Genomic DNA, 14,156 nt, shown 5'->3' on the forward strand with positions numbered 1-14,156 from the left:
CTCAGTCCGATTTCTCCCGGCTGGGCTGCACCCGCTTGGGCTCCCCCGGCATCTTCGGGTAATTCGGCGGGTAGGGCATGTCCCCCAGCCCCCGGGCTTCGTCGGCAGCCACCATGTCGAGCAACGGCTCGAGGGACTGCTCGAGGTCGTCGATGGTGCTCCACGGGTCACCGCGGTGGGCAATCAGGTCGGGCACCGTGCTGATGGTGTAGTCGTCCGGATCGGCGCCGGCGGCCAACTCGTCCCACGTCAACGGCGTCGAGACGGTGGCGATCGGCGTGGCCCGCACCGAATACGCCGACGCCATGGTGCGGTCGCGGGCGTTCTGGTTGAAGTCGACGAAGATCCGCGCGCCCCGCTCTTCCTTCCACCACGAGGCAGTGACTGCGTCCGGCGCGCGCCGCTCGATCTCGCGGGCCAGCGCGATACCGGCCCGGCGGACCTCGATGAAGTCCCAGTCGGACTTGATCCGCAGGTAGACGTGCAAGCCGCGGCCGCCGGAGGTCTTGACGTAGCCGACGAGCCCGAGCTCGTCGAGCAGCGGGCGCACCACCTCCAACGCGACCGCACGTGCCTGCGCGAAGCCGGTGCCCGGCTGCGGGTCCAGGTCGATGCGCAGCTCGTCGGGGTGGTCGGTGTCACCGCAGCGCACCGGCCAAGGGTGGAAGGTCACCGTGCTCATCTGCACGGCCCACAGGATGTCGGCGGGCCGGGTGACCTTGAGGACGTCGGCGGTGCGGCCGGACGGGAACGTCACCTGGCAGGACTGCAGGCTGTCCGGACGTCCACGCGGCAGCCGCTTCTGATAGACCTCGTCGCCCTCGATGCCGTCGGGGAACCGCTGCAGGTGGCTCGGCCGGTCGGCCAGAGCGTGCAGCAGCGGCCCGCCCGCCACCGCCAGGTAGTAATCGGCCAGCGCCCGCTTGGTGCCGCCGTCACCCAGCCGGGGGAAGTACACCTTGTCGCCGCTGGTGAAACGGACGGCGGTGCCATCGACATCTAGCTCCTCGGGCCCGGCCATCTCAGGTCTCCAGTACGTCGGCGAGGTCGTAGTTCAGCGGCACCTCGAGCTGATCGAAGGTGCAGCTGGCCGGGTCCCGGTCGGGGCGCCACCGCAGCAGTTTCACGGTGTGCCGAAAGCGGTCCCCCTCCATCTGGTCGTAGGCGACCTCAGCGACCCGCTCGGGCCGGATCGGGACCCACTGCTTGTCGGCGGCAGAGTTCCATCGGCTGGCCTCGCCCTCGCGGACGTCACCGATGCGCAGCGGCTCCAGCTCAACCTGGAGCTTGAGCCGATCAGCGTCGGTGAACGCCGACGAGCCGCCCACCATCGCCAGCTCGCCATCGGGGCGATACAGCCCCAACAGCAGAGAACCGATGCCGACGCCGCTCTTGTGGATGCGGTATCCCATCACCACGCAGTCGGCGTCCCGGTGGTGTTTGACCTTGACCATCTCGCGCTTGCCGGGCAGATACGGCCCGTCGTTCCGTTTGGCGACCACCCCATCCAGCCCAGCGCCTTCGAATGTGGTGAGCCAGCGGGTGGCCTGCTCGGGGTCCGCGGTGGCCCGGGTGATGTGACAGCTGGCGCCGCCGGTGATCAGATCGGACAGCGCCTCGCGTCGCACCCGAAACGGCTCGTCGAGCAGCGACGCCAAACCGGTGGCCAGCGCGTCGAAGGCGATGAACTGCGCCGGGGTCTGTTCGGCCAGCAGCCGCACCCGGCTCTCGGCGGGGTGAATCCGCTGGCTCAGCGAGTCCCAGTCCAGCCGGGTCCGCCCGCCGATCTGCCGCGGCACCACCACCTCGCCGTCGAGCACGCAACGCGGGGCGGTCTCGGCGCACAGAGCCTCCAGCAGCTCCGGGAAGTAACGGCTCAGCGGTTTGCCGTTGCGCGACTGCAGCAGTACCTCGTCACCGTCGCGGAACACAATGGCGCGAAAGCCGTCCCATTTGGGTTCGTAGGACCAGGAGTCGGGCGCTGCGCCGTCGCTGGGAACCTTGGCGGCCGCCTTGGCGAGCATCGGGGCTACCGGCGGGGCCACGGGTAGGTCCATGGTGTCCATCATGGGCGGTGGAGAGTCAGCGGCGCAGGAACTCCACGACGTGGCGGGCGAGTTCTTCGCCGGCATCCTCCTGCAGGAAGTGCCCGGCGTCGTGGATCGTCGGGTGCGCCCGGCCGTGCGCCCCGACCATCTCGCGCTCGAAGATCGGCGCCATGGCCCCGGTGATCGGGTCGCCGTCACTGAACGCGACCAGCATCGGGGTCTGCGATGCGCACAGCGCAGCCCACGCCGCCCGGTTGGCCGGGGCCGCGGGATCCTCGGGCGTGGTCGGGATCAGCGACGGCATGGTCCGGGGACCGACGCAGTAACTGTCGTCGGGGAACGGGGCGTCGTAGCCGGCCCGCACGGCGTCGCTCATCGGCCGGCGGCATCCGGCCTGCACGAACCATCCGACGTTGATCGTCGGTGCGGTCTGGATCGCCTCCCGGAAGCGCCACCAGACCTCCGGCATCGGAATGTCCCCGGTGGGCAGACCGGTGTTGGCCACGACTACGCCACTGAACCGGTCCGGGTTCTCCGCCAGCACCCGCAGCCCGATCAGCCCGCCCCAGTCCTGGCACACCAGCGTCACGTTCTGTAGGTCGAGGACGTCGAACGCCAGCGCACGCATCCATTCGACATGGCGCGCATAGGTGTGGTCTTGCGCGCGGGTCGGCTTGTCGGACCGGCCGAATCCGACCAGGTCCGGACAGATGACCCGATACCCCGCCTCGGCCAGGATCGGCATCATCTTGCGGTACAGATACGACCACGACGGTTCGCCGTGCAGCATCAGGATCGGGTCCCCGTCTTCGGGACCGTCTTGCACCCACGCCACCCGCAGCGTGCCGCCTGGCTCGTCCTCGTCCAGGTCGTCGAGGTCGCAGAACTGCGGCGGGTAGGGGAAATCCGGGAGTCCGGCGAACCTGTCGTCGGGCGTTCGCAGGGTCTGCATGAGGCGACGATACCGCGTCGGTATATACCCCCGGGGGTGTCTGATAGACTGGGCTCATCGCGACCAAGGAGGTCTGGAATGTCCGTGGCAATGAGTACCGCAGTGACCGGCGCCGATTTCGACGCAGTCACCGAGAAGACCCGAGAGATTTTGAAGGACAACGGTTTCGGCGTACTGACCGAAATCGACATGCAGGCCACACTGAAGGCCAAGCTCGGCGAGGAGATGGAGCGCTACCTGATCCTGGGTGCCTGCAATCCGCCGCTGGCGCACCGGGCCGTGACCGCTGAGAAGCGCATCGGGGTGCTGCTGCCCTGCAACGTCGTGGTGCGCGAAGACACCGAGCATCCGGGCACGGTGCTGGTGGAGGCCATGAATCCGCAACTGATGGCCCAGGTCATCGACAATCCGGCGTTGGCCGCGATCGCCGACGAGGTGAGCGAGAAAATCCGCACCGTCATCGATACGCTGGCGGTTGCGTTGCGCACCACCTGAAAGGAACCGCCGATGTGCTACCCCGTGCCCTGCCGAGTCTGCGGTAAAACCACCTGGGACGGGTGCGGCGAGCACATCGCAGAGGTGAAGGCTCAGGTGCCTCCGGAGCAGTGGTGCGCCGGCCATTCAGAGACGCAACGCTCCTAGTCCCGCCGCTGGGCACACCGTTTATGGTGTGGGGATGGCCGAGCATTTCATGCCGAACGCACACACGCTGGTGGACATGCTGCGGCTACAGGCGGACCGGTACGGGGACAAGGTTGCGTTCCAATTCGCTCCCGACGGCAACAACGTCACCGCCAGCCTGACGTATCGAGAACTCGACGCCAAGGCTCGGGCAGTTGGCGCCGACCTCCAGCGGCAGGGCGCTGCCGGACAACGGGTGCTGGCGATCTGCCGGCCGGGCCTGGACAGCATCATCAGCATTTTCGGCTGCTTTTACGCTGGGGCGATCGCGGTGCCGGTCGACACTCCACTGGCCCGCCTGAAGCTGGTCGCGCCCGACGCCCAGGCCACCTTCGCGGTGGCGACCTCCACCACCCAAACCCAGCTTCAGATGGCGGCCGCCGATGTGGCCGGCATGTCGGAGCTACGGTGGTGCGCCATCGACGAAGCCGTCGCCCCGGAAGCGTGGCAGGCGCCCGACATCGACCCGAGCACCACGGCGATGATCCAGTACACCTCCGGTTCGACAAAGTCACCCAAGGGTGTGGTGGTGACGCACGGCAACCTCATGCACAACCTGGAATCGATCCGGCAGGCCTACCACGGCAACGAGCACGAGACGAGCGTCTACTTCCTGCCGCAGCAGCATGACATGGGACTGATCGGTGGGGTCCTGGAGATGATCTACGTCGGCTGCACCACCGTATTGATGTCGCCGATCGTCTTCTTCCAGCGCCCGATGGCGTGGCTGGAAGCGATGTCCCGGTTCCGCGCCAACACGACCGCAGCACCCAACAGTGCCTACCGGTTGTGTGTCAAACAAAGCACTCCCGAGCAGCGTGCGGCACTGGATCTGTCGCACTGGACCACCGCCGCAAGCAGTTCCGAGCCGATCCAGGCGTCGACCATTCAGGAGTTCGCCGACGCGTTCGCTCCGGCGGGATTCCGCATCGAGGCGTTTCTCCCGTGCTACGGCCTGGCCGAGGCCACCCTGCTGGTCTCCGCAGACCCCACTCCCGGTGTCGCCGGCGTCCGCTACGTCGACAGCAAGGCACTGAGCGAGAACCGCACCGTCGACGTCGACGCCACCACCGACGCCGTCGCCGTGGTCAGCTGCGGCCCACCGGTGTACGGCCAACGGGTCGTGATCGCCGACCCGGAGACTCGCCGCCTCCTGGGACCGGACGAGGTCGGCGAGATCTGGGTGTCGGGCCCCAGCATTGGGCAGGGGTACTGGGATCGGCCGATAGAGAACGCACACAGCTTCGCCGGATTCCTGTCGGATACCGGTGAAGGTCCCTTCCTGCGGACCGGCGACATGGGATTCCTGTGCCAGGGTGAGGTATTCGTCACCGGGCGCTGGAAAGACCTCATCACCATCGGCGACAGCAACTATTTCCCGAACTACATCGAGCCGACTGTGCAGGACAGCCATCCGGCGTTGCTGCCCGACCGCGGCGCGGTCTTCGCGGTGCAACCGAAACCGAATGCCGACAGCCGCCTGGTGATCGTGCAGGAGCTGGACTATCGGCAGCAGGTCGCCGAGAGCGAATATCCCGGCATCATGGAGTCCATCCGCGCGGCGGTCAGCGAACAGCACGGTCTGGACGCCCATGACGTATTGCTGGTGCCGGCGATGCGGGTGCCCACCACCTCAAGCGGCAAGATTCAACGGGGCGAATGCCGGCGACAGTTCCTCGCCGGCGAACTCAATGCGCTGGCGCAGTGGCATGCCCCGGCGGCGCCGGCCGTACGGCACCCGGAGGCACCCGCAGGAACCGGAGCGAGCACGCTGGCCCGGATGATCGTTTCCAGCTTGGCGCAGCGCCGTCAGCAGCAACACGGAACACCGCCGAATCCCGCCAACAATTAGGGCTTAGCCCCTAGGAAGTCCACCAATCGGTCGAGGACGGGCCGCTGCCCGGCCAACAACTTGATTCGCGCCTGGGCCACCGAGAACCAGCCGACCCGGTCGACTTCCGGAAACTCCCGTCGTTGTCCCGACCGCGGCGGCCACTCCACTTCGAAGGTGTTGCTGCGGGCGTCGGTCACGTCGAGGTCGCCGCGCACGGCGAACACCGTGACCACCTTTCCGCCGGCCTGGCGCACCTCACCCAGATCGGCTCGCTCGCCGTGCGGCGGCGGTAGACCGAGCTCCTCGGCGAATTCACGTCGCGCTGTGTCCCACGGGTCCTCACCCTCGGGTTGTTCGCCCTTGGGAATCGACCAGGCCCCGTCGTCCTTGCGCGCCCAGAACGGTCCACCGGGATGGGCGATCAACACCTCGACTCCGCCGTCGGCGCTCGACCGGTACACCAGCAATCCGGCGCTGCGCTTGGCCACGCCTCACACCCCCACGGCGTGTTCCAGGTCTTCCAGCGCGGTGTTCAAGTGCCCGAGCAGGCGCTGTAGGTGCGGAATCGAGCGACGACAGCCGACCAGCCCGAAATCGAGGTTTCCGGCGTTGCTGACGACGGTCATGTTCAGGGCCTGCCCGTCCAGCGCGATCGACATCGGATAGTTGCCGTCCAGACGGGCGCCATGCCAGTACAGCGGCTCGGCCGGGCCGGGCACGTTGGAGATGACGATGTTGAACGGTGGCTTGGCCGCCGAGACGAATCCGGGGATGGCCGCCAAGGCCAGCGGCGCCATGTTGGCCGCCGACAACGCCAGCGCCTGGGTGCGCGGCAGCTCGCTGAAGACCTTCTTGTTGCGGCACATCGACTCGCTGATGGTCTCCAACCGCTGCGCCGGGTCTTCGACGTCGGTGGCCAGGTTGCACAAGATGGTGCCGACCATGTTGCCGCCGGAGTCGGCTTCGGCTTCGGTGCGAAGGCTCACCGGGACCATTGCCACCAGCGGATGGTCCGGCAGGGCGTTGCGCTCATCGAGGTAGCCACGCAGCGCGCCGGCGCACATCGCCAGCACCACGTCGTTGAGGGTGACGCCGGCCGCCCGTTTGACCGCGATCACCCGCTCCACCGGCCAGGACTGCGCCGCACACCGGCGGGCGCCGCCGATCTTGACGTTGAGCATGGTGCGCGGCGCTTCGAACGGCAGGGTCAGCTGTTGCTCCAGCAGTGCGGCACGCGCCAGCTTCACCGTCGACGGTCCCAGGGCGGCAACGCCTTTGACCATCGAGGTCAATTCGCTCAACGGTGACGGAGAATCCGGGCGCGGCCGCGACTGGGGCCGCACCGACCACGGCGTGCGCAGTTCCGACTCCCGCGGGTCGGTCGAGAGCGTGTGGCGCATCAACCGCAGCAGCGAGACACCGTCGATCAGCGAGTGGTGAATCTTGACGTAGACGGCGAACCGGCCGTCGGCCAGCCCCTCCACCACGTGGGCTTCCCACAACGGGCGGTGCCGGTCAAGCAGGCTGCCGTGCAGCCGAGAGGTCAGCTCCAACAGATCGCGCACTCGCCCGGGCACCGGCAGCGCCGAGCGCCGCACGTGGTACTCGAGGTCGACATCGTCGTCGAAGGCCCAGCGCAGACTCGAGATGCCACCGAACAGCGACGCCGGACGCTTTCGGAATGCGGGCTGCAGATCACGGGCGCCCAGCAGGCCCCGGTAGATCTCGCCGACGAATTCCGGTCCGGAGCCCTCCGGCGGTTCCAACAACATCAGCCCGCCGACGTGCATGGGGTGCTCACGCGTTTCGGTCAGCAGAAAGACCGAGTCGAGCGGTGACATCAGCTGCATCAATCCATTAGACCGTTCCAAGTGAGTGATCGTTAGTGATCACGCGACTTGCACCCCGTCTCGGGGTTGTTCGGCAGCCTCGCGGCCGCGTCCCTTCCGCGCTTCACAGCCACCGGCCCGGCTACGCCGGGTCTTACGGTCGGCTCCACGCTTGACGGCGGCCCCAACTGGGCCGACGACGCTATTGGGTTCCTCGTAGCGCGCGAGGTTCACAGCGGCGCAATCATCACGCTGATGGAAGGCTGAACACGAGTCGCATTGCCAGTGTTCAGCCCAGCCGATGTCCTGCACATGCCGGCAGGCATGACAAATTTTCGACGACGGAAACCAGCGGTCAGCGACCACCAGTTGTGACCCGTACCAGCGTGTCTTGTAGGACAGGTGCCGGCGCGGTGTGCCCAGAGCCGCATCGGAGAGGCCGCGCCGGCGAGCGCGGGCCCCCGGCAGGCCCTTTTGTCGCAGCATCCCCGCCGCATCCAACCCTTCCATCACGATGCGGCCGTGAGTTTTGGCCAACCGTGTGGTCAGGACGTGCAGATGATGGGTGCGAACATCGTTGACCCGGCGATGCAGCCGGGACATCTCGGTGCTGCGCCCACGATAGCGGCGCGAGCCTTTCCTACACCGGGAGCGGGCACGACTGACGTGCCGCATTGCTTTGAGTGCCGCTTCGAGCGGTCGCGGATTGGGCACCCGCTCAATCACATTGCCGTCAGCGTCGGCGACGGTGGCCAGCCGGCGCACCCCGACATCGACCCCCACCCGCGAGCCGGGACGGGCGGTATGGGGCTGTTGGGGGCGTTGCACCACCACCCGAACCGACAGGTCCAGCCGCGTACCGTTGCGCCGCACCGTCATCGCCAGGACCCGCGCCCGCCCCGCTCGGATGAGCCGTTCAATCCGACGGGTGTTCTCATGCGTACGAACAGTGCCAATGACCGGCAAGGTTAAGTGCCGGCGGTCGGGCTCGACGCGCATCGCCCCAGTCGTGAACGACACTCGATCGGCGTCACGGCCCTTGCGCTTGAACCGCGGGAAACCCACCCGCTTACCGGTGCGCGCACCAGATCGGCTCTGCTGCCAGTTCCAGTACGCATCCACCGCACCGGCCACCCCGTCGGCGTACGCCTCCTTCGAGCACTCCGGCCACCACACAACCCCGGTCTCGGCGTTGACACACACGCCGTCTTTGGCCTGATTCCAGCGTTTACGCAGTGACTGCAGCGACGGTTTCGCCGTCTCGACACCAGTCTCACGCCACGCCCTGGTATCGGCTTTCAGAACCGCCACAGCCCAGTTATATGCCTTACGGCGAGCACCGAAATGCCTAGCCAACGCGCGGGCCTGATCTTCGGTCGGGTCCAAAGTGAACCGGAAAGCCTGTACCCAACAGCCTTCGGGGATCTCGAAGCGCGCCATCAGGGCGCCTCACCGTCATCGGCAGCCACAATAGCTCTTTTAGCCGGGTTGGCCGCGGCACGTCTCCCGTAGACCTGGGCACACGTGCGGGTGAGGATCTCGGTCATATCGCGCACCAGAAACCAGCGATACGCGTTCACCCGAGCAGCACCGTTGCAGTCAGCCGCCGCCGCCAGATTCATACACCCGTTCCTACAACGCACCACCGACAACTACCGAGCACCCAGACCTCAACAGCTGACAACCCCGGAGGGGCGCATGGCCGCTTGCTAGTCTTGCCCCGTGCGCCGGCGGGCCGTTGTCTGTGTCGCCTCGGCCGCGTGCTTGCTCGCGGCCGGCATTGTCGCGCCCGCCGCGCCGGCAGATCCCGCAAACCCCGCCGTCGCCGGCAAGATGGTGTTTCTAGACCCCGGGCACAGCGGCGCCAACGACGCCTCGATCGCCCGGCAGGTTCCGAACGGGCGCGGCGGTACCAAGCCGTGTCAGACCAGCGGAACCGCCGCCGACGACGGCTATCCCGAGCACAGCCTGAACTGGGACGTGACCAACCGGATCCGGACGGAACTCGAGCGGCTTGGAGTGCACACCGAACTCTCGCGTGGCGACGACACCTCGGTAGGCCCATGCATCGACGCGCGCGCCGCAGCGGCCAACGCCGCGCACCCGGACGCGATCGTGTCCATCCACGCCGACGGCGGGCCCGCCTCAGGCCGCGGGTTTCACGTCAACTACTCCAGCCCAGCGCTCAATGACGCCCAGTCCGGTCCGGCGGTGGCGCTGGCCGGCGACATCCGGGATTCCCTGTTGGCCGCGGGAATTCCCCAGTCCAGCTATCTCGGTGCCGACGGCCTGTACGGGCGCGCGGATCTGGCCGGGCTGAATCTGGCCGAGTATCCGGCGGTGCTGGTCGAGTTGGGCAACATGCGTAATGCCCAGGACGCGGCGCTGCTGGAAAGTGCCGACGGGCGAGCTCAGTACGCCGCGGCGGTCACCAACGGGATCGTGGCCTACCTCAGCAGGTGACGATGTCTCAATGCGGATTCGGCCGTGCCGCCAGAACACTTTTCGGGGTGGCCGCCCTGACCCTGGCGCTGACGGGCTGCTCAGGCAACAGCACCCCGACGGTGATCGCTGGGCATGCGATATCGATGCTGTATGACCCCGGACGGGTCGGCGGGCTGCCCACCGCGGAAGGTCCCAGCGGCCCGCGCGGTGACGTTCCGCCGGTCACCGCCCGGGTGCAAAACAGCGACGGCGGGGACATCGACCGCCTGTCGCTGCTGGCGATCGATGACATCGAGGACTTCTGGGCGCAGCACTACGCCGAGGCGCTGCGCGGACGCTTTCAGCCGGTCTCGACGCTGATGTCGTATGACTCCACCGACGCAGACGGCCCGTCGGTGTGCGGCGGCGACGTCTATCACCTGCCGAACGCGATGTATTGCCGCCGGATGGACACCATGGCCTGGGACCGCGCCAAGTTCTTGCCCACCGCCCGAAAGTACTTCGGCGACATGGCGATCAACGGGACGCTGGCTCACGAATACGGGCATGCCCTGCAGAACATGGCGGGGATCGTCAACCCGCTGACGCGCACCCTGGTCCGCGAACAGCAGGCCGACTGTCTTGCCGGGGTGTATCTGCAATGGGTGGCCGCGGGCAGTTCCTCACGAATGCAGTTGAGCACCGGCGACGGCCTCAACCATGTGCTGGCCGGGCTGATCGTGATCCGCGACCCGGTGTCGACGCCGGACAATCCGGTCTCGATCTCTGATGAGCATGGCACCGCGCTGGACCGGGTCGGTGCTTTCCAGACCGGCTTCGACGGCGGCGCGGCGATGTGCGCCGAGATCGACATGGACGAGATCCGCAAGCGCCGCGGCGATCTGCCCAATTCCCTGTTCGATTCGGAGAACCCGCAAAGCGACCTCACGATCGACGCGTCGGTGTTGTCGACCCTGATGGAGCAGCTGGGCCAGATCTTCGGCTTGTCCCGTCCGCCGGAGCTGTCCACGTCGGGCAAATGCCCCAGTGGCCGCCACCCCGACCCGGTGGCCTACTGCCCGGAGTCCAACCTCATCGTCGTCGATCTGGCCGGCCTGCAGGAGATGAGCGCGCCGACCGATCAGTCGACGCTGGGTATGCCGCAGGGCGACAACACCGGATTGTCGGCTGTCACATCGCGGTATGCGCTTGCGGTGCAACGGGAACGCGAGGTCGGCTTGGAGTCGGCGGCGGCGGCGTTGCGCACCGCGTGCCTGACCGGGGTGGCCCAGCGCCGGATGGCCGAGCCCATGACGCTGTCATCGGGCCAGGGCTTGACGCTGGCCGGCGGCGACCTCGACGAGGCGGTGACCGGCCTGCTGATGAACGGAATCGTCGCCAGCGACGCCGAAGACAACACCGTGCCGGCGGGTTTCACCCGGATCCTCGCGTTCCGCTCCGGGCTGCACGGCGACATCGACGGATGCTTCGAGCGGTTCCCGTGATGGGCGTGACGTCATGAACCGCCCCGACGACCCGCGCGAACGGCCGGAGCGGCGAACCACGCCGATACCGCGGCCCCCACAGCAGCCGCAGCGGCCGCGCGGGCCACAGGGGCCACCGCCGCAGCGACCACGGCCACCCGAACGGCCCTGGTATCTGGAGGTCCGCCGACCCCCGACACCCCCGCCGCACCGAGTGCCACCGCCCCCGCAGCCGCACCGGCCGCCGCCGTCGGGACCTCGGGCTCCGGTACCGCCGGACCGTCGCCAGGCGCGGGCGGGCTCGGATGGCGGTGCCCCGAAACCGGGGGGCCCGCAACCTCCGTCGAACCGCGCCGTGCTGATCGCCGCGGGCCTGACCGGACTACTCGCCCTCGGCGTGCTTCTGGTGTTGGTACTGCGCGGCACCGTCGGCGGCTCGGGCCCCGTCGAACTCGATGTGCTCAAGGCCCAAGACGGTGTCCGCCAGGTGCTCACCGACCCGATCAACGGCTATGGACGTGACAACGTGACCAATGTCCGATGCAACAACGGGGTGAATCCGACCGTGCGCAAGGGCACCAGTTTCAGCTGTGTGGTCACTGTCGACGGCGCTCAGCGCCGGGTGCTCGTGGAGTTCACCGACGACGCCGGGACGTATGCGGTCGACCGTCCGCGGTGAGGTCTTAGCTGGTAAAACGCGGAAATGTCACCGCAAAGACGTTGTTGGGCAACGTCTGTGGGCTGGCTAGGAGTTGGCTGGCGAGCTAGGACCGACCGGGCCGCAGCGAAATAGGGTCACACGCGCCGATCCAACTACCGCGCCCCGTGGCCCTGAGGAGTTCGATGACCTACGTCAAGCCGCCCGAGCTGATCAATGTGATGATCGACGCCGGCCAGTCCAAGATTTTCATGTCCACCCGCGACACCCTGATCCGCGCATTCATGGCCGGCGCGACACTGGCACTGGGCGCGGCGTTCGCGGTGACCATGACGGTGCAGACCGGTCACGCGATCATCGGGGCAATGCTGTTTCCGGCCGGTTTTTGCATCCTCTACCTGCTCGGATACGACCTGCTGACCGGCGTGTTCGTGTTGGCGCCGCTGGCCTGGCTCGACAAGCGTCCCGGTGTCACGATCGGCGGGGTGCTGCGGAACTGGGGACTGGTCTTCCTCGGCAACTTCGCCGGCGCTTTCACCGTCGCGGTGCTGATGGCGATCGTGTTCACCTACGGCTTCTCCAGCCCGCCCAACGAAATCGGTCAGGCGATCGGGCACATCGGCGAGGCGCGCACGCTCGGTTATGCCGCACACGGCTTTCCGGGCATGCTGACGTTGTTCGTGCGCGGCATGTTGTGCAACTGGATGGTCTCCACCGGCGTCGTCGGGGCCATGCTGGCCACCGACGTCACCGGAAAGGTGATCGCCATGTGGCTGCCCGTATCACTGTTCTTCGCAATGGGATTCGAGCACTCTGTCGTCAACATGTACCTGTTCCCCTCCGGCCTGATGCTCGGCGGGCACTTCACCATCCTGGACTACATCGAGTGGAACGAGATTCCCACGGTGCTGGGCAATCTGGTGGGCGGATTGGCGTTCACCGGGTTGGCGATGTACGCGACGCATTCGCGGACCGCACCCAAACGCAACACTGCGACGGTGCAGAAGGAAGTGATCGCGGGGGTCTGACGGCCATCCGGTAGATCCACCGGGGCGGGCCATGGCGGCCTGACGACCAGTGAACGCAAAAATGACCCCCTACCTGCAGCTGCAGATAGGGGGCATTTTGGCGGTGGCGGAGGGATTTGAACCCTCGGTGGGGGGTTACCCCACACACGCTTTCGAGGCGTGCTCCTTAGGCCGCTCGGACACGCCACCGCGGGACAGCGTACCCAATGAGGGGGCGATCAACCCAATCGCTGCCGGGCGAAGAACGCTTCCAGTGGTGCAGCGCACTCTGCGGCGAGCACTCCACCACGTACTTCGGGGCGGTGGTTGAGCCGGCGATCCCGCACCACGTCCCACAGCGAACCGACCGCCCCGGTCTTGGGTTCGAAGGCCCCGAACACCAGGCGTTCCACCCGCGCGGCCACCAGCGCGCCCGCGCACATGGTGCACGGCTCCAGGGTGACGGCCAAGGTCGCGCCGGTCAGCCGCCAACCGTCACCGAGGACGGCGGCAGCAGCGCGGATGGCCAGCAGTTCGGCGTGCGCGGTCGGGTCTGACAGGGCTTCGCGCGCATTGGCGGCCTGGGCCAGCACGGTGCCGTCGGGACCTACCACCACCGCACCCACCGGCACGTCGCGGGGCCCGGCCTGGCCGGCGGCCACCAGGGCCGCGCGGATCAGGTCCTCGTCGGTGAGCGGACCGCTCACCGATTGCGTCGCGGCAGGGCCGCGGTGAGCTGCTCGTCGAAGCCCATCTCGTTGGCGATTCGGTGCAGCTGCTCGTCGACGGCCAGGTCGGACTCGTCGAGGATGACGCCGAGCACCGCGGCGGGCAGGCCGATGTCGGACAGCACCCCCAGGTCGCCCTCTTCGAAGGGGTCGGCATCTTCCAGGTCGTCGGCGTCGATGTCGGCGTCGATCTCCTCAAGTACCTCGTCGGCGAGGTCGTAATCCAGGGCTGCCGTGGCATCCGAGAGCAGCAGGCGGGTGCCGGCCGGGCCCGGCCGGATAATCACGAAGAACTCGTGGTCGACATTGATCAGACCGAAAACAGCTCCGGCGCTGCGCAGTTCACGTAGCTCGGTCTCTGCTGTGGACAGGCTGGTAAGGGCCGCGGCACGCATCGACGTACAACGCCACTTGCCGTCTTCGCGCACAACAGCCACTCCGAAACCGTCCAGCGTCTCTGCCGGCCGGCCCGGTGCAGACGAGCTCTGTGCTCCCATGGGCGCCTACGGTA

At 67.5% G+C, this 14,156-nt stretch carries 15 protein-coding genes, 1 tRNA gene and 1 pseudogene; 7 read left to right on the forward strand and 10 right to left on the reverse strand.

Going from position 1 to position 14,156, the window contains the following annotated elements:
- Window position 1: 1 nt before the first annotated feature.
- From MJO54_RS21980 to MJO54_RS21990, 3 genes are read right to left on the reverse strand one after another with little or no spacing between them, the layout of a single operon-like run.
- Window positions 2–1,021, reverse strand: a complete 1,020-nt coding sequence (locus MJO54_RS21980) for a DNA polymerase domain-containing protein (protein ID WP_046282699.1) — start codon at window positions 1,019–1,021, stop codon at window positions 2–4.
- A 1-nt stretch (window position 1,022) separates the two neighbouring features.
- Window positions 1,023–2,066: an ATP-dependent DNA ligase gene (locus MJO54_RS21985; RefSeq protein WP_046282740.1), complete on the reverse strand. Its 1,044-nt coding sequence runs from the start codon at window positions 2,064–2,066 to the stop codon at window positions 1,023–1,025.
- A gap of 16 nt (window positions 2,067–2,082) precedes the next feature.
- The gene (locus tag MJO54_RS21990) at window positions 2,083–3,000 is read right to left on the reverse strand and encodes a haloalkane dehalogenase (RefSeq protein WP_046282698.1); all 918 of its coding nucleotides are present in this window, start codon (window positions 2,998–3,000) and stop codon (window positions 2,083–2,085) included.
- A 78-nt stretch (window positions 3,001–3,078) separates the two neighbouring features.
- Between MJO54_RS21990 and MJO54_RS21995 the strand changes: the two genes are divergently transcribed.
- From MJO54_RS21995 to MJO54_RS22000, 3 genes are read left to right on the forward strand one after another with little or no spacing between them, the layout of a single operon-like run.
- Window positions 3,079–3,495 (forward strand): DUF302 domain-containing protein, encoded by a 417-nt coding sequence (locus tag MJO54_RS21995; RefSeq protein WP_046282697.1) that lies wholly within the window; start codon window positions 3,079–3,081, stop codon window positions 3,493–3,495.
- 12 nt (window positions 3,496–3,507) lie between these two features.
- The gene (locus MJO54_RS23855; protein ID WP_448480598.1) at window positions 3,508–3,642 is read left to right on the forward strand and encodes a DUF8730 family Cys-rich protein; all 135 of its coding nucleotides are present in this window, start codon (window positions 3,508–3,510) and stop codon (window positions 3,640–3,642) included.
- A 34-nt stretch (window positions 3,643–3,676) separates the two neighbouring features.
- Window positions 3,677–5,533, forward strand: coding sequence for a fatty acyl-AMP ligase (locus MJO54_RS22000; RefSeq protein ID WP_046282696.1), 1,857 nt, complete (start codon window positions 3,677–3,679; stop codon window positions 5,531–5,533).
- On the opposite strand, the gene MJO54_RS22005 is transcribed toward MJO54_RS22000, so the two are convergent.
- The 4 genes and pseudogenes from MJO54_RS22005 to MJO54_RS22020 form a co-directional block, all read right to left on the reverse strand.
- Window positions 5,530–6,003: an NUDIX hydrolase gene (locus MJO54_RS22005; RefSeq protein ID WP_046282695.1), complete on the reverse strand. Its 474-nt coding sequence runs from the start codon at window positions 6,001–6,003 to the stop codon at window positions 5,530–5,532. The genes MJO54_RS22000 and MJO54_RS22005 overlap by 4 nt on opposite strands.
- A 3-nt stretch (window positions 6,004–6,006) precedes the next feature.
- Window positions 6,007–7,365, reverse strand: coding sequence for a WS/DGAT/MGAT family O-acyltransferase (locus tag MJO54_RS22010; RefSeq protein WP_046282694.1), 1,359 nt, complete (start codon window positions 7,363–7,365; stop codon window positions 6,007–6,009).
- A 39-nt stretch (window positions 7,366–7,404) separates the two neighbouring features.
- The gene (tnpB, locus tag MJO54_RS22015) at window positions 7,405–8,784 is read right to left on the reverse strand and encodes an IS607 family element RNA-guided endonuclease TnpB (RefSeq protein ID WP_046282693.1); all 1,380 of its coding nucleotides are present in this window, start codon (window positions 8,782–8,784) and stop codon (window positions 7,405–7,407) included.
- A pseudogene (locus MJO54_RS22020) lies at window positions 8,784–8,903 on the reverse strand (IS607 family transposase); the annotation flags it as partial. The pseudogene MJO54_RS22020 and the gene tnpB, both read right to left, overlap by 1 nt.
- Window positions 8,904–9,066: 163 nt before the next feature.
- Here MJO54_RS22020 and MJO54_RS22025 point away from each other — a divergent pair.
- The 4 genes from MJO54_RS22025 to MJO54_RS22040 all read left to right on the forward strand — a co-directional run bounded on the left by MJO54_RS22025 (window position 9,067) and on the right by MJO54_RS22040 (window position 12,938).
- Window positions 9,067–9,807: an Rv3717 family N-acetylmuramoyl-L-alanine amidase gene (locus MJO54_RS22025; RefSeq protein ID WP_064891175.1), complete on the forward strand. Its 741-nt coding sequence runs from the start codon at window positions 9,067–9,069 to the stop codon at window positions 9,805–9,807.
- Window positions 9,808–9,809: 2 nt separating this feature from the next.
- Window positions 9,810–11,273, forward strand: a complete 1,464-nt coding sequence (locus tag MJO54_RS22030) for a neutral zinc metallopeptidase (RefSeq protein ID WP_064891177.1) — start codon at window positions 9,810–9,812, stop codon at window positions 11,271–11,273.
- A 334-nt stretch (window positions 11,274–11,607) separates the two neighbouring features.
- Complete coding sequence (locus tag MJO54_RS22035; protein WP_105295347.1) at window positions 11,608–11,931, forward strand: DUF4333 domain-containing protein; 324 nt, start codon at window positions 11,608–11,610, stop codon at window positions 11,929–11,931.
- A 164-nt stretch (window positions 11,932–12,095) separates the two neighbouring features.
- The gene (locus MJO54_RS22040) at window positions 12,096–12,938 is read left to right on the forward strand and encodes a formate/nitrite transporter family protein (RefSeq protein WP_046282690.1); all 843 of its coding nucleotides are present in this window, start codon (window positions 12,096–12,098) and stop codon (window positions 12,936–12,938) included.
- A 98-nt stretch (window positions 12,939–13,036) separates the two neighbouring features.
- Here the strand turns inward: MJO54_RS22040 and MJO54_RS22045 are convergent.
- The 3 genes from MJO54_RS22045 to MJO54_RS22055 all read right to left on the reverse strand — a co-directional run bounded on the left by MJO54_RS22045 (window position 13,037) and on the right by MJO54_RS22055 (window position 14,142).
- Window positions 13,037–13,127 (reverse strand) — tRNA-Ser (locus MJO54_RS22045).
- A 29-nt stretch (window positions 13,128–13,156) separates the two neighbouring features.
- On the reverse strand, window positions 13,157–13,624 hold the full coding sequence (locus tag MJO54_RS22050; protein ID WP_046282689.1) for a nucleoside deaminase: 468 nt from the start codon (window positions 13,622–13,624) through the stop codon (window positions 13,157–13,159).
- The gene (locus tag MJO54_RS22055; RefSeq protein WP_046282688.1) at window positions 13,621–14,142 is read right to left on the reverse strand and encodes a tRNA adenosine deaminase-associated protein; all 522 of its coding nucleotides are present in this window, start codon (window positions 14,140–14,142) and stop codon (window positions 13,621–13,623) included. Before MJO54_RS22055 ends, MJO54_RS22050 begins: the two co-directional genes overlap by 4 nt.
- Window positions 14,143–14,156 lie beyond the last annotated feature (14 nt).

The organism is Mycolicibacter virginiensis (assembly GCF_022374935.2).
Classification (GTDB): domain Bacteria; phylum Actinomycetota; class Actinomycetes; order Mycobacteriales; family Mycobacteriaceae; genus Mycobacterium; species Mycobacterium virginiense.